General features: G+C 71.1%; 18 protein-coding genes. 12 read left to right on the top strand and 6 right to left on the bottom strand.

What is annotated here, in order from left to right; translation table 11 throughout:
- Positions 1-127: 127 nt before the first annotated feature.
- Complete coding sequence (locus NYO98_RS18300; protein ID WP_268113200.1) at positions 128-784, bottom strand: DUF4386 domain-containing protein; 657 nt, start codon at positions 782-784, stop codon at positions 128-130.
- A 150-nt stretch (positions 785-934) separates the two neighbouring features.
- Between NYO98_RS18300 and NYO98_RS18295 the strand changes: the two genes are divergently transcribed.
- Positions 935-1,558 carry a TetR/AcrR family transcriptional regulator gene (locus tag NYO98_RS18295; RefSeq protein WP_268113199.1) on the top strand — a complete coding sequence of 208 codons (624 nt, stop codon included), beginning with the start codon at positions 935-937 and terminating at the stop codon, positions 1,556-1,558.
- Between the two features lie 6 nt (positions 1,559-1,564).
- Here the strand turns inward: NYO98_RS18295 and NYO98_RS18290 are convergent, their stop codons facing one another.
- Entirely contained in the window at positions 1,565-1,918 is a 354-nt protein-coding gene (locus NYO98_RS18290) for an iron chaperone (RefSeq protein ID WP_268113197.1), read from the bottom strand.
- Positions 1,919-2,299: 381 nt separating this feature from the next.
- Here NYO98_RS18290 and NYO98_RS18285 point away from each other — a divergent pair, with 381 nt between their 5' ends.
- Positions 2,300-3,604 carry a hypothetical protein gene (locus tag NYO98_RS18285; protein ID WP_268113196.1) on the top strand — a complete coding sequence of 435 codons (1,305 nt, stop codon included), beginning with the start codon at positions 2,300-2,302 and terminating at the stop codon, positions 3,602-3,604.
- Between the two features lie 421 nt (positions 3,605-4,025).
- Here the strand turns inward: NYO98_RS18285 and NYO98_RS18280 are convergent, their stop codons facing one another.
- The gene (locus NYO98_RS18280) at positions 4,026-5,210 is read right to left on the bottom strand and encodes a hypothetical protein (RefSeq protein WP_268113195.1); all 1,185 of its coding nucleotides are present in this window, start codon (positions 5,208-5,210) and stop codon (positions 4,026-4,028) included.
- A gap of 530 nt (positions 5,211-5,740) precedes the next feature.
- A complete protein-coding gene (locus NYO98_RS18275) occupies positions 5,741-6,169 on the bottom strand; it encodes a nuclear transport factor 2 family protein (RefSeq protein WP_268113194.1) in 429 nt (142 codons plus the stop codon).
- A gap of 240 nt (positions 6,170-6,409) precedes the next feature.
- Between NYO98_RS18275 and NYO98_RS18270 the strand changes: the two genes are divergently transcribed.
- On the top strand, positions 6,410-7,438 hold the full coding sequence (locus NYO98_RS18270) for a PASTA domain-containing protein (RefSeq protein ID WP_268113193.1): 1,029 nt from the start codon (positions 6,410-6,412) through the stop codon (positions 7,436-7,438).
- A gap of 150 nt (positions 7,439-7,588) precedes the next feature.
- On the top strand, positions 7,589-8,848 hold the full coding sequence (locus NYO98_RS18265; protein WP_268113192.1) for a hypothetical protein: 1,260 nt from the start codon (positions 7,589-7,591) through the stop codon (positions 8,846-8,848).
- A 522-nt stretch (positions 8,849-9,370) separates the two neighbouring features.
- Here the strand turns inward: NYO98_RS18265 and NYO98_RS18260 are convergent.
- Together NYO98_RS18260 and NYO98_RS18255 are read right to left on the bottom strand one after the other, a co-directional pair.
- Positions 9,371-10,960 carry an MFS transporter gene (locus NYO98_RS18260; protein WP_268113190.1) on the bottom strand — a complete coding sequence of 530 codons (1,590 nt, stop codon included), beginning with the start codon at positions 10,958-10,960 and terminating at the stop codon, positions 9,371-9,373.
- A 133-nt stretch (positions 10,961-11,093) separates the two neighbouring features.
- Entirely contained in the window at positions 11,094-12,284 is a 1,191-nt protein-coding gene (locus NYO98_RS18255) for a RimK family alpha-L-glutamate ligase (protein WP_268113189.1), read from the bottom strand.
- Between the two features lie 52 nt (positions 12,285-12,336).
- On the opposite strand from NYO98_RS18255, the gene NYO98_RS18250 reads away from it, so the two are divergent.
- The 8 genes from NYO98_RS18250 to NYO98_RS18215 all read left to right on the top strand — a co-directional run bounded on the left by NYO98_RS18250 (position 12,337) and on the right by NYO98_RS18215 (position 20,942).
- Positions 12,337-12,825 (top strand): ATP-dependent zinc protease family protein, encoded by a 489-nt coding sequence (locus tag NYO98_RS18250; protein WP_268113188.1) that lies wholly within the window; start codon positions 12,337-12,339, stop codon positions 12,823-12,825.
- Between the two features lie 84 nt (positions 12,826-12,909).
- Positions 12,910-13,713: a hypothetical protein gene (locus NYO98_RS18245; protein WP_268113187.1), complete on the top strand. Its 804-nt coding sequence runs from the start codon at positions 12,910-12,912 to the stop codon at positions 13,711-13,713.
- Between the two features lie 36 nt (positions 13,714-13,749).
- Positions 13,750-15,813 carry a sensor histidine kinase gene (locus tag NYO98_RS18240; RefSeq protein ID WP_268113186.1) on the top strand — a complete coding sequence of 688 codons (2,064 nt, stop codon included), beginning with the start codon at positions 13,750-13,752 and terminating at the stop codon, positions 15,811-15,813.
- Positions 15,810-16,460 carry a response regulator gene (locus tag NYO98_RS18235; RefSeq protein WP_268113184.1) on the top strand — a complete coding sequence of 217 codons (651 nt, stop codon included), beginning with the start codon at positions 15,810-15,812 and terminating at the stop codon, positions 16,458-16,460. The genes NYO98_RS18240 and NYO98_RS18235 overlap by 4 nt, the downstream gene beginning before the upstream one ends.
- Positions 16,461-16,600: 140 nt before the next feature.
- A complete protein-coding gene (locus tag NYO98_RS18230; RefSeq protein ID WP_268113183.1) occupies positions 16,601-18,115 on the top strand; it encodes a carbohydrate-binding domain-containing protein in 1,515 nt (504 codons plus the stop codon).
- Positions 18,116-18,159: 44 nt separating this feature from the next.
- The gene (locus NYO98_RS18225) at positions 18,160-18,645 is read left to right on the top strand and encodes a hypothetical protein (protein WP_268113181.1); all 486 of its coding nucleotides are present in this window, start codon (positions 18,160-18,162) and stop codon (positions 18,643-18,645) included.
- Between the two features lie 129 nt (positions 18,646-18,774).
- Positions 18,775-19,722 carry a succinylglutamate desuccinylase/aspartoacylase family protein gene (locus NYO98_RS18220; RefSeq protein ID WP_268113180.1) on the top strand — a complete coding sequence of 316 codons (948 nt, stop codon included), beginning with the start codon at positions 18,775-18,777 and terminating at the stop codon, positions 19,720-19,722.
- Positions 19,723-19,742: 20 nt separating this feature from the next.
- Positions 19,743-20,942 carry a cysteine desulfurase-like protein gene (locus tag NYO98_RS18215; protein ID WP_268113179.1) on the top strand — a complete coding sequence of 400 codons (1,200 nt, stop codon included), beginning with the start codon at positions 19,743-19,745 and terminating at the stop codon, positions 20,940-20,942.
- Positions 20,943-20,948: the final 6 nt, after the last annotated feature.

Here is a 20,948-nt window from a genome sequence, read left to right as displayed (position 1 = left end):
CCCACCATGGATCTCCGAGGTCGAGGCACGAAGCCTTCGGAGTTCCGTGATCGCCCGCAGGCTGATCCGACCTCCACCTCGACGTGCGGCGCATGACGCGGGGCCTCGAGCTCGCCGGTAGGCAGGCTCAGGCGGTCTGTGAACTGGGCGCGGCCGATGCCTGCGTGGTCCGGAATCCCTTGCCGATGAGCCAAGCCGGGAGGAACAAGGCTTCGAACAGGCCACCGGGGACCAGGAGGAGCAGCCCGGCGCCCGCGCCCATGTCGAGGACCCCGAGGAGGTCGAGCGGCACTCCGATGGTGAGCGAGACGTATCCGACCAGACCGAGCACCGCGATGGCTCGGGGGACCAACCGCCCGATCAGGAGGAGGTACGTCAAGATGATGCCGCCAATTCCGGTGGGCACGTAGACCCACAGCAGGTGGTTCGGGACTACGTGCGACTGCGTCGCGAGGTAGATCCCGCACGTGGCCGAGACGAGGCACTCGGTGATCCTCAGCCCCGGATACCAGCCGGCGAGGCTGGGGCTGACGTCCCTGAGGACCGGATACATCAGGAGGCCGATGCCGACGACCGCGAGACCGGAACACATCATCAAGGCGACGCCGAGGATCAGCGGGGCTCGGTCGGGGTCGCCGTCGACGAACGTCTGGATCAGGTTCGTCCCGAACATGGCGGTCACCATCTGGAGGATGAAGAGAGTGCCCACAGCGATGGCGGTCGGCCTCCTGTTCGAGGTGTAACTGCTGGATCCTGTCACTGTTGGGATGCTCAGGGTGGTCATGGCTCGCCTTCCGTCGGCGTCAAGGCCCGAATCCCTAACGGTGTTAGATTAGATTCGAACGTACCCCTAACGGTGTTAGATTGTCTAGGCGGATGAAGGGATAGGACTGGCGTGGGACGTCGATCGGCTGAAGCTACGAGCAGGGCGCCCGTGGACCGGGAGCGCACGCTGGCAGTTGCCCTGGCGGTGGCAGACGCCGAGGGGATCGGAGCCGTGACCATGCGACGGCTCGGGCGCGAGCTGGGTGTGGAAGCCGCTTCCCTCTACCACCATGTCAACGGGAAGGATCAGATCCTCGACGGGCTGGTCGACGTCGTCGCCGCTGAGATCGAGCTTCCCGACCGGTCGACGGAGTGGCGCGAGGCGATCAGCCAACGGGCTCACCGGACTCGTACGGTCCTGCTCCGCCACCCGTGGGCCGTCAGCTTGATGGCTTCGAGGAACACCCCGGGACCGGCCACCCTGGGACTCCTGGAGTCGGGGATCCGATCATTTCGCGAAGGAGGATTCTCGATCCCTGCGGCTGCTCACGCGATCTCGACGCTCGACAGCTATGTGCACGGATTCGTGCTGCAGGAAGCCAACCTGCCTTTCCGCGACGCGTCGCAGCTGGCGACCATGACCACGGCCATCATGGAAGCGTTCCCCGCTGCGGCCTTCCCCTACCTCTTCGAGCTGACCGTCGAGCACGTCCTGCAGCCCGGCTACGACTACGGCAAGGAGTTCGAGTCCGGGCTCACGCTCGTGCTCGACGGTGTCGCCACGCTGCGATAGACGTGCCTAGTCCGAAGGGCGAGTCTCGAGCAGCCGTCGCACGACCCGTTCGATCAAGGTGTAGTCGACCTCGAGGTACGGCAGCTTGAGCGTGCCTTTCGCTCCGGCGTACGGCGCGAGGTCGGCGTCCAGATCAGGATCGCCCGCTGGTGGCACGGGGTAGAGGGAGACGTGCTGCTTCCACGCCGCCACGTGGACGAGGGAAGCGCCGTCAACCTGCCAGGTCGGCATGTCGTAGCGGATCACGCGTTCTGCGCCGGGCACCACCCGCAGCACCCGCCGTTCGATCTCCTCCACCACCTCGCGTTGCTCAGCGGGCAGCGATGAGAGGTAGTCGTCGACCGACGCGAACTTCGGCATGAGGGCAGTATGGCTCGACGGCAACGCGGGCGACCGTCCAGGTGAAACAGCCGATCCCTCGGTGAATCCGATGCGCTATCGATCGCGGGGGATCGACGCACCCTGGACAATAGATCCGCGCGTCGTGGATGCCCGAGCAGAACGCGTGCCGGTCGTACCCCTTCGGGAGCGAGTGAGTCCCGGCGTCCAAGTTGGGGTAACCGATCCGGCGCGGGAGCCGAGACGACCAGCCCCGGCGGGAGCTAGCGTGCCCGGCTCACACAACTCTGGTCGTCACACCATCGCCAGGCGTACCGTCCATTTGGGAGGACATCCGCCATGAGGGTGAGGAACACGTCTCGAGGACCGCTGAGCAGGGCCGGTTGGAGGCGTGCTCCACGCATGGCCGTCGTCGGCTTGATGATCGGAGCGTTTACGGTGCCCGCTGCGGCACTTGCCAGCGCGCCGGCCGAGGACGCGGCGCCCAACTGCCGCGGGCTGAAGGCCACGATCGCCGGAACGAGCGCCACGCTTGACTTCGACTCGCCGCTGCGAGGGACGTCCGGAGACGACGTTGTCGTCACGAATGGTGCGAGCCTGGTGATGACCGGAGCAGGGAACGACACCATCTGCGTGACCACTGCACACCCTGATGAGGTCTCAGGACGTTGGGCAGTCTTCCCGGGCACCGGCGACGACGTCGTCGACTCGAGCACTCTGCCGCGCGAGGCGTACCTGTCGACGGATGTCGGCGAAGGCAGTGACGTGGTAGCCGGCGGCCCAGGGACCGAGCATGTCGACGCATGCCGCGGGTGGGCACCAGACACGGTCTCCACGGCCGGCGGAAACGACTGGGTACGCGTTTGCGAGAAGCGATCGCCGGACACCGTCGACACCGGTGAGGGCGACGACACACTCCTCATCCTCGAACCTCAGGCACCGCATGGGCACCTCACGGCCGGCTCCGGCGCCAACACGCTCATCCTCTCCGGTCCCTGGCTCCTACGCACAGACATGTGGGCGATCGACCTTGCTGCCAAGGCCAGCACGTTCAACACGGCAAACGTCTTCACGTGGGACGACGCCAGTGAAGTGATCGTCTTGGGCACGTCCGCGACGCTCACCGTGCGAGGCACTAACGGGCGCGACGACGTACGCCTGTTCGGAGACCTGCTCGAGGGCCAGCCCGCTTCACGGGTCACCGTTGATCTTGTTGGCGGTGACGACCGGCTGCGCGTCGATGTCGCGGCTCTAGCGGCCGGGAGCAGGATGGACGCCGGGATGGGCCGGGACCTCCTTGGCGCGTCCTCGTCCGGGAGGCTCGAGATCGACCTGCATGACGAGACGATCGCCGGCGGACGTCGGACGCTTCCGCGATCCGTCGCCGGTTTCGAGGACGTCCGCGGCCAAGCCACACGTCTCACCCTTACGGGCAACGAGCTCAACAACACCTTACGAGCCGACGCGTGTGTCGCGGTGGCCCGTGGTCGTGGCGGAGACGACGACGTGACCATGGGCGACCGCCCATGGCGCCGCTCCTGGTGCCCGGAAGGACCCCGACGAGCCGAAGGCGGCCTCGGGAACGACCGACTTGCTGGCGGGCCCGACCGAGAGCACCTGACCGGCGGGCCGGGCATCGACCAAGTCAACGGCGGCGGCGGTGTCGACGTGTGCTTAGGCGAGCGTCGCATCCACTGCGAAGCGTGACCACCTCGGTGGTGACCGCCTCACCGTCCGTAACGACCGCGGCGGACTCCCGAACCACAAGGGGTAGACATGGTCGCCTCTGGCGAGGACCTGACCGGCGTTCAGTTCGACGTCGCGCGAGGGCGAGTCTCGAGCAGTGGCGCAACCAGCAGCACCCGTCGTTCGATCTCCACCACCTCCTTCTGTTCAGGGGCCCGGGATGCGACGTAGACGTCGACCGCCGCGGACTCGGCATGAAACAACATGGCTCGGCGACGACGGGAACATGAGCCGCGTCTGCGTGGGCCCGGCACAACCGTCTGTGGATCGGACGCGCTCGCGGCGGATTGACGCTCCTATTGCGACAGTGCGGACAGTCGGCAGCCACGTGCTGGACGGTGCGGGCTTTCGGTAGGTGGCAGCAAGGGGAAACCGAGGTGCATTACGGACGAGGCGAAGCGCGGAGGACGCGTAGTTGTGTGTCCCGGCTTGTCTCCCAGACGAACGCCACATGCCCGCACTCTCCGATCGCGGCGCGGAACAGTTTCGTGGCGTCGTCGGTATGGGTCATTCGGACCTGCCGAGTCCATGATTTCTGTCCGGAGGGCTTGTATCGGGCCCAGACCTGCGAGACCCGCCCTTGGGCGCCCCAACCGACGACCGCCGCACCTCGCCGGTTCACCGCAACCGCCACCGCCAGTCCCCACTTAGTGGTCCTGGAGACGTCGCTGGCAAGGACGAACGGGGGACGCCACCGACCGTCAGGCGTGCTCCATCGCCCCATCAGATCAGCTCCGTTCCACGCTGCTATGAGCGCGCGTCCTTTTCCGTCCATGCCGACCGCCTCGTCGAAGGCGACACGGTTCCACTGCCGCACCGGCGGACGCCAGTGACCGGCCGGCGACATCCGGGAGGCGAACAGCGACCCGGAAGCCGGGCCATCGAAGTCGAGAGGGCCATGGAGTGCTACCGCGGCGCCTCCAGCACCGACCGTCATTGTGTAGAACTCCGTGCCGGGGCCGCTCAGTTGCTGCGCCTTCCCCCACTTGCCCGCTGAACTGCGTCGGATGGCCCGTACGCCGTGCTCGCCGCCATACCTGCCGACCACCACAACCCGGCCTGCGTCGTCGATGCCTACTTCGAAGGTGGGGGATATTCCAGCAGAAGCTGGCACGAGCTGGGGCGCGGTCCATGAAGCCCCTGCGCTGTCGCGATAAACAGCAAGCAGGTTGTAGGCCGAGTCGAGCCACATCAGAACAGCGGCGCCTGACGCGTTTACCGCCAGGTGCGCTTCGTACAGCAACTCCTGCTCGGCCACCTCCGCAGGAGAGCTCGACCACCCCCGGCCAGGGACCCGATCGGGGATCTGCAGGTCGACGATCTCGTTCGAGGACCCGCTGTTGTCCACCAGGCGCACGAACTCCTCGACCATCATCGTCTGCACGTCCGATGCGTCGATGCCGATCTGAACACCGCCCATCGGCGAGTGCGGATCCTGCTCACCGTGCGCCGGGTCCTGAGGGTCATCTAAAGCCGGCGGATCATCAGCAGTGCGGACGACCTCGTCGACCGACGCGAAGGCGACGGTCGCGGTACCCGCCCGGCTGACCACGACGTCGGGAGTCATCCACGGAAGATCGTTGACGCTCGCGGGGAGCGTGGTCGGCTGGTGAAGCACCCACGAACTCATTGGCCCCGAAGGACACGGCATCGGGTCCTCATGCTTGGGTTCCACAGCCGTCTCGCCCGAAGCGTCGTGCTTGGGCGCGGCGACGTCCCCACTTCGCTTCGCCGGCTGACGCGAAGGGCCACCCGCGTCACAACTCACGAGGAACACAAGGAGCATGCCGACCAGGAGCCCAATCGAAGGGCCGGGCCGCGTAGCCATTCTCGTCCCCCTATCGCGTACCGAGGGCGTCATGAGTGCTCATTCGAAGCAATCGAACTCGCGGGTCAGAGACTCATGGTCGGCCTGTGGCGCGTCGCTGTCTAGCGACCCCCGACGTAAGCCCGCCGTCTTCTCCTCTAGTGACGTCCCGTCATGGACTGAAAGTGCGATAGAGCGACAAGTGGCGGATTGAGGCAAGTTGCTCCGGCACGCGCAGCAGTCGGTAGCCGACCTTTCGCGAACTCGTCCCGAGAGTCATCGTGACCAGCTCAGTCCTCGACCCGCGGGCGGTGGCCCGAGGACGCCTCGACGGCGTCGTTGATGTCGGCGCCTCCCTGCTCGACCATCTCCGCGAAGAGCCGGCCGCTGACCACGAGCCCGTCGCGCACCGTGAACTGGGTGATCGCGCGCATCTCGAAAGGCTCACGCTTCTCGGTCGTGCCCCACCAGTGCCACTCGCTCCACACCACGTCTCCGTCCTGCACCGACGCCGGGACCTCGGCGCGCAGGTCGGGGACCCCGGTCAGGATGGCGCCCCAGTTCGCCTTCATCTGCGCACGGCCGCCGAAGCCGCGGGCGGGGTGGAAGGGCTGCTCGCTCCGGTAGTCCGGGTGGATCAACGCCGCCATGCCGTCGAGGTCGTGGGCGTTGGTCCGCGCGACCAGCTCTCGGATGACCTCCACACCAGTTGCTGCCATGGTCCCTCCCGATCGCTCCGACCCCGCTCGACAAGAGTCCCACGGCACGCACTCGATGCGGCAGGTCCGGTCATTCGACGGTGGCGTGGCAGGTCCCACCGGGATCCGGTCAGGACGGCACCTGGGCGCCGACAGATGTTCTGCGAAACTCAGTGGATGGCGCCCACTGATGACGAGAAGTGGCTCGTTGTCGACGGGCGCCTCGACGCGCTCGACGACTCCGGGCGCCAGGAGCGGTAGATGGACCTCCAGGACTACCGAGCTGCGCGCCACCGCCGCCTCGTCGAGATGGCGACAGAGCTCGGCGTGCCGGCGGACCGCGCCGCGGCGGTGGTCGATCGCGTGATCGAGGACCAGCGGCGCCGCATCGTTCGGTCTGCAGACCCTGATCAGGTCGTCGTACCCGCGCTGCGTGAGGAGGTGCTCGGCGGGCGGTCTCGCGGCCCCTCGCTCGCCGTGCTCGCGCTCGTCGCCGTCGTCGCGGCGGCGTTCGCGGTCGCGATCGTGGCCGGTCCGCCCGATCGCGAGAAGGTCGAGCGGAGGGCCGCGACGGTGCCCTCCCTGGTGGGCCTCACCTCCGCCGAGGCCGTCAGCGCGCTGGGCCGCGCCGGCATCGCGACGCGGATCGACCCGGTGCCCCAGTGTGATCCGGCCGGGCAGGTGCTGGGGTCGGTGCCGCCCTCCGGCGACACGGTCCGGCCCGACGAGGTCGTGGTCGTCATTGCGACGGCGACCCCGTCGTGGAGCTGCCCTGCCGACGCCGCCGGCCACGCCCAGGCGTGGGCGTTCCTGCGCTTCCTCGTCTCCGGCTCGGCCCGCCCGCACCTCGCGCCCGAGGTGCGGCTCTACGTCGACGGTGAGGCGGCCGGGACGGCCGACGGGACGCAGTCGGCCACCTCGCCCGACTGGCGGTGGCGCGTGCGCGACCCCGTCGTGGCGTACGCGGTGCGCCCCGTGGCCAACGACCTGGGCCAGCCGGTCGTCTCGATCACGCGCGGATCGCCACCGCCCACCACGTGCGGCGTCCCGACGCCGAGCCCGTCCGGTGTCGCCGGGGCTCCTACCCGAGTAGTGCTGACAGCCAGCGGCGCACGACCCGGCGACGAACCGGGCGACGGAACTGCGCTCGATTGTCAGCTCACGATCGACCTGTTCGAGGACGACCACGGAGCCATCGCGGTCGTCTCCGTGACCCTTCCGGGCGGCCGTGGTCTCGGACCCCCGCCCTGGGTGCGGACCCGCGACGACCAGGACGCACTCGACGACTGACTGCTGGTGCGCTCTCCGGGTGTCACCGAGTTCCTCCCCATCCGCCATCGGTCCCCGATGCCGGGTCTCGGTGGACCGTGACCCTTGATCTCGGGGATCTCGTGCGACGGCTGTGCCCGTGCCTATCAGGATCGGACTAGGGTCGCCAAGGTGTCCACCACGTCGTCGGCCGCTTTCGCAGCCTCGATCGGAGCGGTCGCGGGAGCGTCGCTGGCGGCGCACCGCGGAGTCAGGACCGCCGCGGCCGCCGCGTTGGTCGGGTCCATCGGGCTGGGTGCATCTGAGGCGGTGGCCCGTGCCCGACAACAGGAGGGCGAGATCCCGCCGCTGTGGCAGCGCATCGCGGTGAGTGCAGCCCTCGCCGCGCCGTTGGGCTGGCTCTCGGGGAGGGTGACCGGCGCAGGTCCTCGAACGGTCGGCGCGACGACGGGCGCCGCGGTCGGGGTGATGGGGCTGCGCCCCCAGAAGGTCGCGATGGGCCCGGTCGTCGGCTTCTGTGTCGGGGAGGTGCTCGCGCGCCGGCACGCCTCGGGCGCGGCGGTCGCCAGCAGCTCGGTGCTCGTCTACCGCATCCTGTCCGCACTGGTCTTCCGCGACGCCCAGGTCAGCCTGCTCGCCGAACGCGTCCGCGCAGCCGACCTGCCGTTCGTGGTGCCCCGGCCCGCGCGCTCCAGGTACGTCGGCACCACCTACGTCAGGGACCTCGCCGAGGAGCTGGGCGGGGAGTACGTCGCCGACGCTCCGGACGCCGGGATCGTCGCCTCCCTCGACGCCCTGGCCGGACCGGAGCTCGACCCGCGTCAGGTCGACCCACTGGTGCGGGAGTTCTACGAGCACACCACCCGGTTCGCCCTCGACATCGTGCCGCAGTGGCGGCTGTGGGTCCGGCCCGGCTACCTGCTCTACCGCACCCTCGTGGCACGCCCGCTCGGACAGGCCAGCCTCCCGATGAACCAACGAGAGGCCCAACGCGGGATCCACAGTCGGATCGACACCGTCACGGGCGTCGACGGCGTGGTGTCCGTGCGCGGCTGGGTTCGGTCGTTCGCCGACAACGACGAGCCGATCATGCTCGGGATCTACACCACCTACACCCACGACGACACCGGTTACGTCAGCGTCGGCTTCCCCGTCCCCGAGGGCAGCTTCACCGCCACTCTGCGTCCGAAGGCACGACCCGACCGTGGTCTGTCGCTGACCAGCCGGGCGCACGACGGCCAGGCCGGGCACTACCTGACCTACATCGACACGGCGGCAGACGAGCTGACCGCGCTCGCCATGCACGGCTTCGAGGAGCAGCTCGACGTCCACGTCGACGACGGGACGCTGCGCGCTGAGCACGCGTTCTGGATCTTCGGCTTCCCGTTCCTGACCCTGCATTACCGGATCACGCGCAAGCCCACCGCCTGAGCACGCCTGCCGCTCTAGGCGAGGAGTGAACCTGTGAGCGTGTTGGCAACACCATCAGGTCTCTCCTGTCCGTGGCGGGGGGATCCTGTCCCGGATCGACCCCGATGAGCGGTCGGTGAGGACGTCTTGCGACTCTCCGCCAATGAGCCCGGGACTGCATCGAGGTACCGCGCGGGATGTCTAGACATGAACGGCTGACCTGCCCACCGAGGCATACGCTCGAGGTGCTTGGAGGTGGTTGCCGTGGATCCGTTCGTGATCGGTATCGCGTTGATCGTCCTGTTCCTCGCCTGGGCGGGATGGAAGTTGCGCGGCAGGGACAACCCCAAGGGTCCTGAACTCAGGGGTGAGAGTGACCGCCGCACGACGAGGGCTGGGTGGGGCTGAGTGCGGCCATTCCTCGGACGTCGCAGATGACCAACAACTGTCCGCTGGAGGCTCCGCTGGCCCGTGGTCGATCGCACCGCCAAGATCCCGATGTCCAGGTGCGGCGCCAACAGGCGGCGATCTGTGGCCCGCGCATCACCCGAACCCCACGTCCTGATCGGTCTCGGAAGGCGCAGGATCCGGCAACCGCGTCATCCGGAACCCGACCACGACCCCGGCGAGCGCAGCGAGGAGCGCGACGAGCAGGGCGACCTGGAGGGCGAGGTCCCGGGCATCGTCGTTGATGCCGAGGACCTCGTCCTGAACGTCCTCGGGCTGGCCGGCGAGGAGCTCCCCGAGCTGCGCGTCGCTCATCACCTGCGCGTCCTCCTCGAGGACCGTGGCGACCCGCTCCTGGTCGTCCGGTGGCAGCACACTGCTCGACTCGGCCATGTTCGTGAAGGAGACGGACAGGGTGGCGAGCATGATCGCGCCGGCGAAGGCGAGGCCGAACGACAGCCCGAACGATCCGGTCGCCGACGTGACACCCGCGCCCTCGCCGACCCGCTCCTCGGAGAGGGGCGACAGGGCGTAGTTGTTCAGCTGGGAGGCGAGCAGGCCCAGCCCGGCGCCCGCGAGCATGAGCGGGACGACCAGGTGCCACCCGTTGTCCGCCCGGGGCACGAGGAGGATGAGGCCGATGACCGACGCGGCGAGCAGGACGAACCCTGCGAGGACGATGCTGCTCGCCCTCCGCCGGCCGGCTCGCTTCCCGGCGAGCAGCGCGACGGCGAACATCGTGAGCGACAGCGGAGCGAGCGTGATGCCCGCCTGGAGCGCGTTGTAGCCCCAGACGAGCTGCAGGAAGATCGGCAGCGCGATGAGCATCCCGCCCAGCGCGACCTGCTGGAGGAAGATCTGGGTCACCCCGGTGCTGAACAGCCTGGACGAGAAGAGGCCGGGATCCAGCAGCGCGGCCCGGCCCTCGCGCTTGCGGCGGCGCAGCCAGGCCACCAGGCCAGCCATCGCCGCGGCGCCGATCGCGAGGAGCGCGACGACGTACTCGCCGCCCTCCTGCCACGCGAGGACGCCGAGGACGAGTCCGCCCATGCCGACCACCGAGAGGAACGCACCGGTGAGGTCGACCGACCGGTCCCCGGTGTACGGCACGTCGCGGATGCCGCGGCTCCCCAGGAGCACGACCCCGATGATGAGCCCTTCCAGGAGGAACCCGACGCGCCACGAGAGCAGGGTGGTGACGAAGCCGCCGATCAGGGGACCGATCGCGGCGGCGATCGCGCCTGACGCGCCGACGAGGGCGAACACCTTGGCGCGGGTCTTGCCCTCGAAGTTGCCGTGGATCAGCGACTGCATCGCCGGGAGGTAGAGGGACGCACCGAGCCCGCCGAGCACCGCCCAGAAGACGATGATCGCTGCCAGGCCCTGCGCGACGACCATCGCGAGCGCCCCCACGGCGTAGAACACCATGCCGAGCACGAACGCCCGCTTGCGCCCGAACAGGTCGCCGATCTTGCTGCTGATCAGGATGAAGGCGGCGGAGACGAGGGCCTCGATCGCCACCGCCGACTGGACGCCGCTCACGGTGGTGTCGAGGTCCTCGACGACGGCCGAGATCGACACGTTCATGAAGGACGTGTCGATGACGAAGACGAACATGGCCGCCGCCAGCAGGATGCCCTGGACAGGGGTGCCGTCGGTGGCGTCGGAGTCGTCCGCAGGAGCCATGGGTCACCACGCCGTCGGTGCCGTGGCGACGTCCGAGCATCGCCGGGGGGAGGTCAGTCGCACCCATCGTGGATCGGACACGCACCTCCCGGCATCACCCGTGGCGAAGGACCACGGGCTAGGTCTAGAACAGCTAGGCGCTCTCGGGCGGCAGGTGCTTCTTCATCAGTCGCCGGACGCGCTTCTGCTTGCGGTCGGGGATCATCGACCGCATCTCCTCGAGCTTGCCGAAGCAGAGCAGCCGGTCCTCCCCCTCGAGCACGGTCTTGTTGCGCGGGTTGGGGATGACGTGCGGCCCGCGGTGGAGGGTGAGAACCGTGATGTCGCGCTCGTCGAGGCCGGAGTCGCCGAGCTTCTTGCCGACCATGTCGGAGCCGCCGTGGACCACGATCTCGGCGACGCCGTAGCCGGTCGAGACGGTCAGCCGCTGGCGTACGTCGATGTCGGGGAAGGCGACCTGGTTGTCGATGTAGTCGATGATCGCGCCGGCGACGTCGAGCTTGGTCGCGCTCTCGATGCCCTCGAGGCCGGGCGAGGAGTTCACCTCCATGACCTGCGGGCCACGACGGCCCTCGAGCATGTCGACGCCGGCCACCCGCAGACCCATGATCTGCGCCGACCGGACGGCCACCCGCTCGAACTCCTCGTCCAGCTCGACCGCCTCGACGCTGCCGCCGCGGTGCACGTTGGAGCGGAACTCGTCGCCCTGCGCGACCCGTCGCATCGCTGCCACGACGCGGTCGCCGACGACGAGGGCGCGGATGTCGCGGCCCTTGCTCTCCTTGACGAAGCGCTGGATCAGCACGTTCTGCCGGGTGCTCTGGAGCGTCTCGATGATCGCCTCGGCGACCTTGATCGTCGGGGCGAGGATCACTCCGATCCCCTGGGTGCCCTCGAGCAGCTTGATCACGACCGGCGCCCCGCCGACGCGCTCGATCGCGGGGATCACGTCGGCGCGGTCGCGCACGAAGGTCGTCGCCGGCATCGGGATCTCGTGGCGCGACAGGATCTGCGTCGCGCGCAGCTTGTCGCGGCTGTTGGCGATGCCATAGCTGGTGTTGGGCGTGTAGACGTCCATCTGCTCGAACTGCCGCACGACCGCGGTGCCGAAGTAGGTGATCGAGTTGCCGATGCGCGGCAGCACGGCGTCGTACGTCGACAGCTGCTTGCCGCGGAAGAGCAGGTCGGGCTCGTCGCCCGAGAGGTCGATGCCGAAGCGGAGCGTGTTGAGCACCTTCACGTCGTGGCCACGGTCCAGGGCGGCGGTCCGGAGCCGCTGCGTGCTGTAGGACCGCGGGGCCCGGGACAGGATGGCGAGCTTCATGGGACGTCATCCAACCACCTGCGCGACGCGCGCCACCTGCCAAGATGGCCCCGTGGACCCCGCCCCCGAGCCGACCGATCCCGAGAAGGTCGTCGTCGGCTGGCGCGAGTGGGTGGCGCTGCCCCAAGCCGACGTTCCGTGGGTGAAGGCCAAGATCGACACGGGCGCGCGGTCGTCGTCGATCCACGCCTTCGACCTCGAGGTGGTCGAGCGCGACGGCCACGAGTGGGTGCGCTTCTCGATCCACCCGTGGCAGCGCTCCGACGAGGACCACGTCGAGCTCAGCCTGCCGGTGCTCGACATGCGCGAGGTGCGCTCCAGCAACGGCCAGGTCGAGAAGAGGTACGCCGTCGCGCTCGACGTGACGCTCGCCGGCCGCACGATCACGACCGTGATGACGCTGAGCAACCGGGACGAGATGGGCTTCCGGATGCTCATCGGGCGCGAGGCGCTCGAGCGGGGCTTCCTCGTCGACGCGTCGCTGTCGTACGCCGGCGGCAAGCCGCGCCGCGCCGTGCGCCGCAAGAACTGGGGCAAGTAGCGCCGTCAGCGCACGCGGACGTCGGGACCGGGCCGGGACATCTGTCCGATGCCGCCGGGACACCGGGCACCGGAGGCTCGTGCCATGACCTCACTCACCACGCCCCAGTCCCCGTCCACCGACGTCACGCCCCGCGCCACCGACGTACTCCGACCGAGCCGGAGGCGGCGTGCCGCCCTCGCGGTGGTCGGTGTCTTCAACTGCGCCCTCCCGGTGATGTTCACCCTCAACATCACCCGCATGCTCGCGACGGGTGAGCTGGCCGACCACCGGTTCCACCAGCTCACCGGCCAGGGCGAGATCCTCTTCGCCCTGTGGCTGTGGCCGATCCTGGCGATGCTGCGAGCGGGCTGGCACGGGCGACGTCCCGGCTCGTGGGCGGGCTACCTGCACCTCGCCCTCATGGCGAGCGGCGTCGTCTGTGCCGCCCTCGCCCCCGGTGGCGGTGCGCCCCTCCTGGTCGGTCTCATCACGATCACCGGCGCCCTGCTCTGGGTGACGCTCCCGCAGCGGCCGCTGGTGCGCAGCCGGGTCGGGATCGACCCGTTGCTGGCTCCGCTCGCCCTGGTCGGCAGCGCGCTGCTCCTGCCGTACGCCATCGACCAGGTCGCGCTCCAGAACGCCGCCACGACCGGCCACCACGCCCACAACCCGCACTTCTTCGACCAGGCCTGGATCGCCGTCACGATGTCGGTGGTGGCCGTGGCTGCCGCCGCGGTGCCGGCGGTCCGCGGGCTCGTGCGCTGGTTCGCCGGCTCGCTTGTGGTCCTCGGCGCCGCGGGACTCGCGCTGGGCGAGGCCGCACTGCTCTTCTCCGGCTTCCTGGCCCTCGGCGTCGTGGTCGCCCTCGCCGACGTGGTCACCCGACGCCGGCTCGCCGCGAACTGAACCCGCCCGGTGCTCGCCCGACCTACACTCCGGCACGTGCCGGAGAACTCGCGCCCCGAGGGTGGCATCCGCCGCCCCGGGGCGCGGCCCCGCCGCCCGGTCCGGCTCGGGCCCCTCCTGGCCGCGCTGGTCGGGGTGACCGCCGCCCTGGGAGCCGTCGTGGTCCTGCTGGCCGACGGCACGTGGGGACTGCCCGCGACCAGACAGCTCCCCGTGGACGCCACCGTCGGCGTCACCTTCTCGGTGATGGCGGCCGTGGTGCTGACCTCACGCAGCCTCCGCGCCGGGTCCCGCGCGCTGGCGTGGACCCTCATGACCGCCGGCGTCTGCTCGGGCGCGGCCGCCCTCTCCACCGCGCTGGCGGCCGGAGCCACCGGCGACTCGGCCCTCGCGGGCCTCGCCGTCCAGGTGCAGGGCTGCATCTGGGTGCCCGGCTTCGTGCCGCTCCTCACGCTCGTGCCGCTGTTCTACCCCGACGGCCTGCTCCCGGGTCGGACCTGGCGGCTGGCGTCGTACGCATCGGTGCTCGGCATCGCCCTCCTCACCGTCGGCGTCGGGCTCTACCCCGAGCCGTTCCACGGGCGCACCACGCTCGAGAAGCCGTGGACCGACCTCGCCGCGGCCCAGGTCCTCGTCCCGGTGGCCGCGGTCCTCCTGGTCCCGGCAACCCTGGTGGCCATGACCTCGCTGGTGCTGCGGCTGCGACGCTCGCGCGGGCTCGCCCGACGACAGCTCGTGGTCCTGCTCTGGGCCGCCGCCGTGCTCATCCTCACCACGGCGGCGCAGGGTGTGCTCCCGACGCCGGCCGACGTGGTCGCCCAGGCCTGCGCCGCCGGTCTGCTGGCCGTCGCGATCGGTGTCGCGGTCACCCGGCACGGGCTCTACGACCTCGACACGGCGGTGGCCCGCGCGCTGGTGGCCGCCAGCCTCGCGGTCTGCCTGGCCGGGGCCTACCTCACGCTCTTCACGCTGCTGGAGTCGCTGCTCCGCGACCGGTCGGCCCTGAGCGCGGCCCTGGCCGCCGGCCTCACCGGCGCCGTGATCCAGCCGCTGGCGCGACGCCTGCGGACCGGCGTGGACCGGATGTACTACGGCGACCGCGCCGAGCCGTTCACGGTGACCTCCTCGCTCGCCGCACGGCTGACCGCCACCGGGCTCGACGTGGCGGAGGTGCCGCAGGTCGTCTGCGACACGGTCGTCGAGGCGCTGCGCCTGCCCGGTGCGCGGGTGCGGCTCGCGCTCGACGGCGGGCCCGGCCCCGTGGCCTCCTCCGGGACCACCGACGCCAGCCCCGTCGCCACCTTCGCGATGGTCCACCGCGGCGAGGTCGTCGCCGAGCTCGACGTCTGGCCCCGCGCAGGCGAACGCGTGCTGCACGAGCGCGACGACGTGGTGCTCCGCGGCCTCGCCGACCAGGTCGCGCCGGCAGTCGCGGCGCTACGGCTCCATCAGCAGCTCCAGCGCGGCCGGGAGGACCTGGTCGCTGCGCGCGAGAGCCAGCGTCTGCAGCTCCGTCGCGACCTGCACGACGGGCTGGGCGCGACGCTGGCCGGGCTGCGGCTCCAGATCGAGACCGCGCGCGACCTCTCGGACGAGCCCGGCGTCACGCGGCTGCTCGGGTCAGCCGGCGACGGCGTGGCCCAGGCCGTCGCCGAGGTGCGGGCGATCACCGACGGCCTCCGTCCGTCTGCGCTCGACGACCTCGGCCTGGCCGGTGCGCTGGCCGCGCTCGCCGAGCGGGTGCGTGCGCCCGGGCTCGAGGTCGAGGTCGACCTCGCACCGGACGTCACCGCCGACCCCGCAGTCGAGGTGGCGCTGCACCGCATCGCCGCCGAGGCCCTCGCCAACGTCGTACGACATGCCGGGGCGAGCCGCGTCAGCCTGCAGGTGCGCGACGGACAGCGCCTCGTCGAGCTCGTCGTCGCCGACGACGGTGCCGGCCTTGCCGGTGCCGACGCGCGATCGGCCGGGTCGGGGCTGGGGCTCGCCTCGATGCGGCAGCGCGCCGAGGAGGTCGGCGGGAACCTGGAGGTGTCCTCGACCCCGGCCGGCACGACCGTCCACGCCCTGCTCCCCCACGCCGTCGGAGGACTGCGATGACCACCGTCCTGCTCGTCGACGACCACCCCCTCTTCCTCGACGGCGTCCGCGCCGCGCTGTCCGGCAGACCTGACATCGAGGTCGTGGGGGAGGCGCACGACCGGCGCGGCGCCGTCGAGCAGGCCGCGAGCCTGCGGCCCGACGTGGTGCTGATGGACCTCAACCTGCCCGACGGGTCCGGCATCGACGCGACGCGGGAGATCCTCGCCGCCGCGCCCGGGACCGGCGTCCTGGTGATCACCATGTCGGCCGACGACGACGCGGTGGTCGCGGCGATGCGGGCGGGCGCACGGGGCTACGTCGTCAAGGGAGCCGGCCGCGCCGACCTCCTCCAGGCCGTGACGACCGTGGCCGCAGGCGGGGCCGTCTTCAGTCCGACGGTCGCGGCCCGGCTCGGCACCTACTTCGACGGTCTCGCGGCGCAGCCCGGCCGGGAGATGTTCCCCCAGCTCAGCCAGCGCGAGCGCGAGGTGCTTGACCTCGTCGCCCGCGGTTACGACAACCGGCGGGTCGCGCGCGAGCTGTTCCTCTCCGAGAAGACGGTGCGCAACCACGTCTCCGCCCTGCTCGGCAAGCTCGGCGTCGCCGACCGCTCGGAGGCGATCACCCGCGCGCGCCGAGCAGGGCTGGGACAGGAGCCCGGCTGAGGAGGTCGCCCCCGGCGCGGGCCCGCCCTGCGTTCACAGGGGACGCACAAGGTCAGCCCACGGCCCCGACAGGTGGGGCGTCGAGCATCGACGCCACGAGCCGCTGAGCGCGGCACCACCGACCGAAAGGCCGCACCTCCATGCGACTGCTCCCCGTCCGCCAGGCCGTCGCCGGGACCCTGGCCGCCGTCCTCCTCGCGGGGTGCGGCGCGTCCGTGGCCGGCACGTCCGGCTCGTCGACCTCGGGCAGCACGCCCGCCTCGACCGCGTCCACCGTCTGGGGCACGACCGTCGAGGACGTGCTCGACGAGGACGTCACGGTCGAGACCGGCGACACCGACTACGACGAGGCCGACGCGACTGCCGTCACCCTGTCCGGCACGACCGCCGGCTCCGACAGTGACGCCGTCACCGTCGCGGACGGCACCGTCACCGTCTCGGCCGCGGGCACGTACGTCCTGAGCGGTGAGCTCACCGGGCAGGTGGTCGTCGACAGCGCCGGCGAGGGCGTCGTACGCCTCGTGCTCGACGACGCGACGATCACCTCCGAGACCACCGCGGCGATCGACGTCGTCGACGCGGAGTCGGTCGTGGTCGTCCTCGCCGACGGCAGCACCAACGCCCTCACCGACGCGGCGACGTACGACGACACGTCGGAGGACGCGCCCACCGGGACCCTCTACTCCACGGCCGACCTGACCATCGGCGGCACCGGGTCGCTGACGGTCACCGGCAACAGCAACAACGGCATCGTCGGCAAGGACGGCGTGGTCATCAGCGGCGGCACCATCGACGTCACGTCGGTCGACGACGGCATCGTCGGCAAGGACTACCTCGTCCTCACCGACGGCACCGTCACCGTCGACGCCACCGGCGACACCTTCAGGTCCGACAACACCGAGGACGCCGGCGCCGGCTTCGTGCTCATCGAGGGCGGCGATCTCACCGTCACCTCGCAGGACGACGGCATCAAGGGCGTGCAGGTGCTCATCAGCGGCGGCACGGTCGACGTGGCCGGCTCCGAGGAGGCGCTCGAGGGATCCCTCGTCGTCATCGACGACGGCGACGTCGAGCTCCACTCCGCCGACGACGGCGTCAACGCCGCCTCCTCCGACGACAGCGCCTCGACCGACGGCCAGCCCGGGCAGACGGGCGGCGACATGGCGGCGGACGACTCGGTCGCCCTGTACGTCAACGGGGGCACGCTCGAGGTGTGGGCCAGCGGCGACGGCCTCGACTCCAACGGCAACGCCACCATCACCGGCGGCGAGATCACCGTCTACGGCCCGACCACCGACGGCAACGGCGCGCTCGACGTCAACGGCACCTTCGACGTCAGCGGCGGCACCCTGCTCGCCACCGGCAGCGCCGGGATGATGGTCGCCCCGTCGACCGACTCCGCCCAGGGCTGGATCGCCACCGCCCTCGACACCACCGCCGCGGCCGGGTCGGAGGTCGTCGTGACCGACGCCGACGGCGCCGAGGTGGCGACCTGCACGCCCCGGAAGGACTTCGCCTCCGTCGTCCTCTCCTCCGCCGACATCAGCCAGGGCGAGACCTACACCGTCACCGTCGACGGCACCGCGACCACCGTCACCGCGGGCGATGCGCCCGCTGGAGGCCAGATGGGCGCGCCCGGCGGACCCATGGGCTGACGCCCGCCTCCCGACCCTCCAACCCCCTCACGAAGGACACGCACATGACCGAGAGCTCCCTGCCCACCCCGCCCGCCACCGGCGACGCGACCGCACCGGCGTACGACGCCACGACCCCCGCCCGGCGCACCTGGCGCGACCGCCTCCCCCGCCGACTCCCCTCGGGCCGCCGCGCGGTCGCCGCGGGCGCGGTCGTGGCGGGCCTCGCGGTCGGCGGCGCCGGCTTCGGGGTGGGCTACGCCGTCGGCGACGACGGCGCGACCGACACCGCCACGACCCGGACCGGCCCCGGCTGGGGCGAGCGCGGTGACGGCCGCGGCCCGATGGGCGACCTGGACGGCGACGGCCAGGTGCCCGGCGGCGAGATGGGCGGCGAGATGGGCGGCCAGCCGGGAGGCCCTCCCGGTGACCTGACGCAGGGCCAGGGCGGCACGACCGACCAGGCTCCGGACTTCGACGGCGACGGCCAGCCCGACACCGACAGCGGCACCGACGGGTCCGACAGCGACACCACCTCGCTGAGCAGCTGACGACCCGATCCGCTCGCCCCGGCCCCTCCTCCCCCCGTGAGGCGGCCGGGGCGAGCCTGCGTCGTCCGGCATCCGCACTACCCTGACGGTCGTGACCCCACGTGCCGCGACACCCGTGAGCGAGGCCTAGTGCCCCGCGAGTCGTTCGCCATCGGCGGCGTGCGGATCCGCTCCGGCTCGGTGCGGGCCCTCGAGCTGCCGATCACCCGTCTGGTCACCGGCGCCGACGTGACGCTGCCGGTGCGGGTGGTCCACGGGCGCGAGGACGGCCCGCGGATCTGGATCGACGCCGCGATCCACGGCGACGAGGTGGCCGGTGTCGAGGTGGTGCGCCAGGTGATGGCCGGCCTCGACCCCAAGACGTTCCGCGGCACCCTCGTCGCGGTGCCGATCGTCAACGTCCTCGGCTTCATGAACGGCGACCGCTACCTCCCCGACCGCCGCGACCTCAACCGTTCCTTCCCGGGCTCGGCGCGCGGGTCGCTCGCCAGCCGGATCGCCCACCTCTTCATGCGCGAGATCGTCGCCGGCTGCGAGGTCGGCATCGACCTGCACACCGGATCCGACCGCCGCAGCAACCTGCCGCAGGTGCGCGCCGACCTCGACGACCCCCGCACGCGCGAGCTGGCCGCGGCCTTCGGCGCGCCGGTGATGCTGCACGCCCGCATCCGCGACGGGTCGCTGCGCCACGCCGCCGGCGAGCACGGCGCGAAGGTGCTGCTCTACGAGGCGGGCGAGCCGCTGCGCTTCGACACGTACGCCGTCGAGGCTGGCGTGGTCGGCGTACGCCGCGTGCTGGCGGCGCTCGGCATGACCGATCCCGTCGACGAGGCCCCGGTCGAGCCGAGCCTGGAGTGCCGCTCCAGCGGATGGGTCCGCGCCCGCCGGACGGGCATCCTGCACCTCGACGCCCACCTCGGCCAGAAGGTCAGCGACGGCGAGCGGCTCGGCACCCTCTTCGACTCGTTCGGCAAGACGCTGCGCGCCGTCTACTCCAACCGCGACGGCATCGTGATCGGCCGCACCGAGGCCCCGCTGGTCAACTCCGGTGACGCCGTGGTGCACATCGCGAGCTGAGCGTCTGGTTGAGTGCGGGGGTGTCCGCCTTCGACGTCACCGCCTTCCGTGCCGGGTTCCCCTCGCTCGACTCCGGCATCGCCCACTTCGACAACCCGGGCGGGACCCAGACCCCGCGCGTCGTCGGTGACGCGATCGCCCGGACGCTGACGGGTCCGCTGTCCCAGCGCGGCTCCGCCCTGGTCAGCCAGCGCAACGCCGAGGACGCGGTCGCCGGCTACCGCTCCGCCGTCGCCGACCTCGTGGGCGGCGACCCGGGCGGCGTGGTCCACGGCCGCAGCGCCACCGCACTGACGTACGACGTCTCCCGCACGCTGGCGCGCAGGTGGGCGCCCGGCGACGAGATCGTCCTCTGCGAGCTCGACCACGACTCCAACGTGCGCCCCTGGATCCAGGCCGCCGAGCGCGCCGGCGTCACCGTGCGGTGGCTGCGGCTCGACCCGGCGACCGGTGAGCTCGACCTGTCCTCGCTCGGGGAGATCACCTCGCGGACCCGCCTCGTGGCGCTCACCGCCGCCTCCAACCTGCTCGGCACGCGGCCCCCGGTCGCGACCGTCGCGGCGCGGGCGCACGAGGTCGGCGCGCTCGTCCACGTCGACGCGGTCCACCACACCGCGCACGCCGCGCCCGACCTCACGGCCATGGGTGCCGACTTCCTGGTGCTCTCGGCCTACAAGTTCTTCGGCCCCCACTGCGGCTCGCTGGTCGCCGACCCCGCCCTGCTCGAGACCCTGCGGCCCGACAAGCTGCTGCCGTCGACCGACGTGGTGCCGGAGCGCTTCGAGCTCGGCACGCTGCCGTACGAGCTGATGGCCGGCGTCACCGCGGCCATCGACCTGATCGCGTCCCTCGGGTCGGGCACCACGAGGCGCGAGCGGCTGGTCTCGGCGGCTGCGCGGATCGCCGAGCACGAGCTGCGGCTCCGGACGCGCATCGAGGAGGGGCTCGCGGCGCTCGGCGACCGCGTCACGCTCCACTCGCGTGCGGCCGACCGGACCTCGACGCTCTTCCTGACCCTGCGCGACCGCTCGCCGGTGGACGTCTTCGAGCACCTCGCCAAGCGCGACGTGCTCGTGCCGGCCGGGACGTTCTACGCGCACGAGACCTTCCGCGCGCTCGGTCTCTCCGTCGACTCGGGCTTGAGAATCGGGCTGGCCGCCTACAACGACGACGCCGACGTGGACCGGCTGCTCGACGGGTTGGCGGAGGCCCTCGGCTGACCGTGC

The sequence above is a fragment of the Nocardioides pini genome (genome assembly GCF_026712185.1).
Lineage (GTDB): Bacteria > Actinomycetota > Actinomycetes > Propionibacteriales > Nocardioidaceae > Nocardioides > Nocardioides pini.
Note: the sequence above shows the minus strand (reverse complement) of the source record. Positions and strands in the feature narration are given on the sequence as shown.

What these genes read in the sequence shown, in the direction of transcription:
- NYO98_RS18285 (WP_268113196.1), top strand. Translation starts at nt 2,300, where the DNA reads ATGGCCGTCGTCGGCTTGATGATCGGAGCGTTTACGGTGCCCGCTGCG.
- NYO98_RS18290 (WP_268113197.1), bottom strand. Translation starts at nt 1,918, where the DNA reads ATGCCGAAGTTCGCGTCGGTCGACGACTACCTCTCATCGCTGCCCGCT.
- NYO98_RS18245 (WP_268113187.1), top strand. Translation starts at nt 12,910, where the DNA reads ATGACCTCACTCACCACGCCCCAGTCCCCGTCCACCGACGTCACGCCC.
- NYO98_RS18255 (WP_268113189.1), bottom strand. Translation starts at nt 12,284, where the DNA reads ATGAAGCTCGCCATCCTGTCCCGGGCCCCGCGGTCCTACAGCACGCAG.
- NYO98_RS18275 (WP_268113194.1), bottom strand. Translation starts at nt 6,169, where the DNA reads ATGGCAGCAACTGGTGTGGAGGTCATCCGAGAGCTGGTCGCGCGGACC.
- NYO98_RS18230 (WP_268113183.1), top strand. Translation starts at nt 16,601, where the DNA reads ATGCGACTGCTCCCCGTCCGCCAGGCCGTCGCCGGGACCCTGGCCGCC.
- NYO98_RS18235 (WP_268113184.1), top strand. Translation starts at nt 15,810, where the DNA reads ATGACCACCGTCCTGCTCGTCGACGACCACCCCCTCTTCCTCGACGGC.
- NYO98_RS18280 (WP_268113195.1), bottom strand. Translation starts at nt 5,210, where the DNA reads ATGACTCCCGACGTCGTGGTCAGCCGGGCGGGTACCGCGACCGTCGCC.
- NYO98_RS18260 (WP_268113190.1), bottom strand. Translation starts at nt 10,960, where the DNA reads ATGGCTCCTGCGGACGACTCCGACGCCACCGACGGCACCCCTGTCCAG.
- NYO98_RS18300 (WP_268113200.1), bottom strand. Translation starts at nt 784, where the DNA reads ATGACCACCCTGAGCATCCCAACAGTGACAGGATCCAGCAGTTACACC.
- NYO98_RS18225 (WP_268113181.1), top strand. Translation starts at nt 18,160, where the DNA reads ATGACCGAGAGCTCCCTGCCCACCCCGCCCGCCACCGGCGACGCGACC.
- NYO98_RS18270 (WP_268113193.1), top strand. Translation starts at nt 6,410, where the DNA reads ATGGACCTCCAGGACTACCGAGCTGCGCGCCACCGCCGCCTCGTCGAG.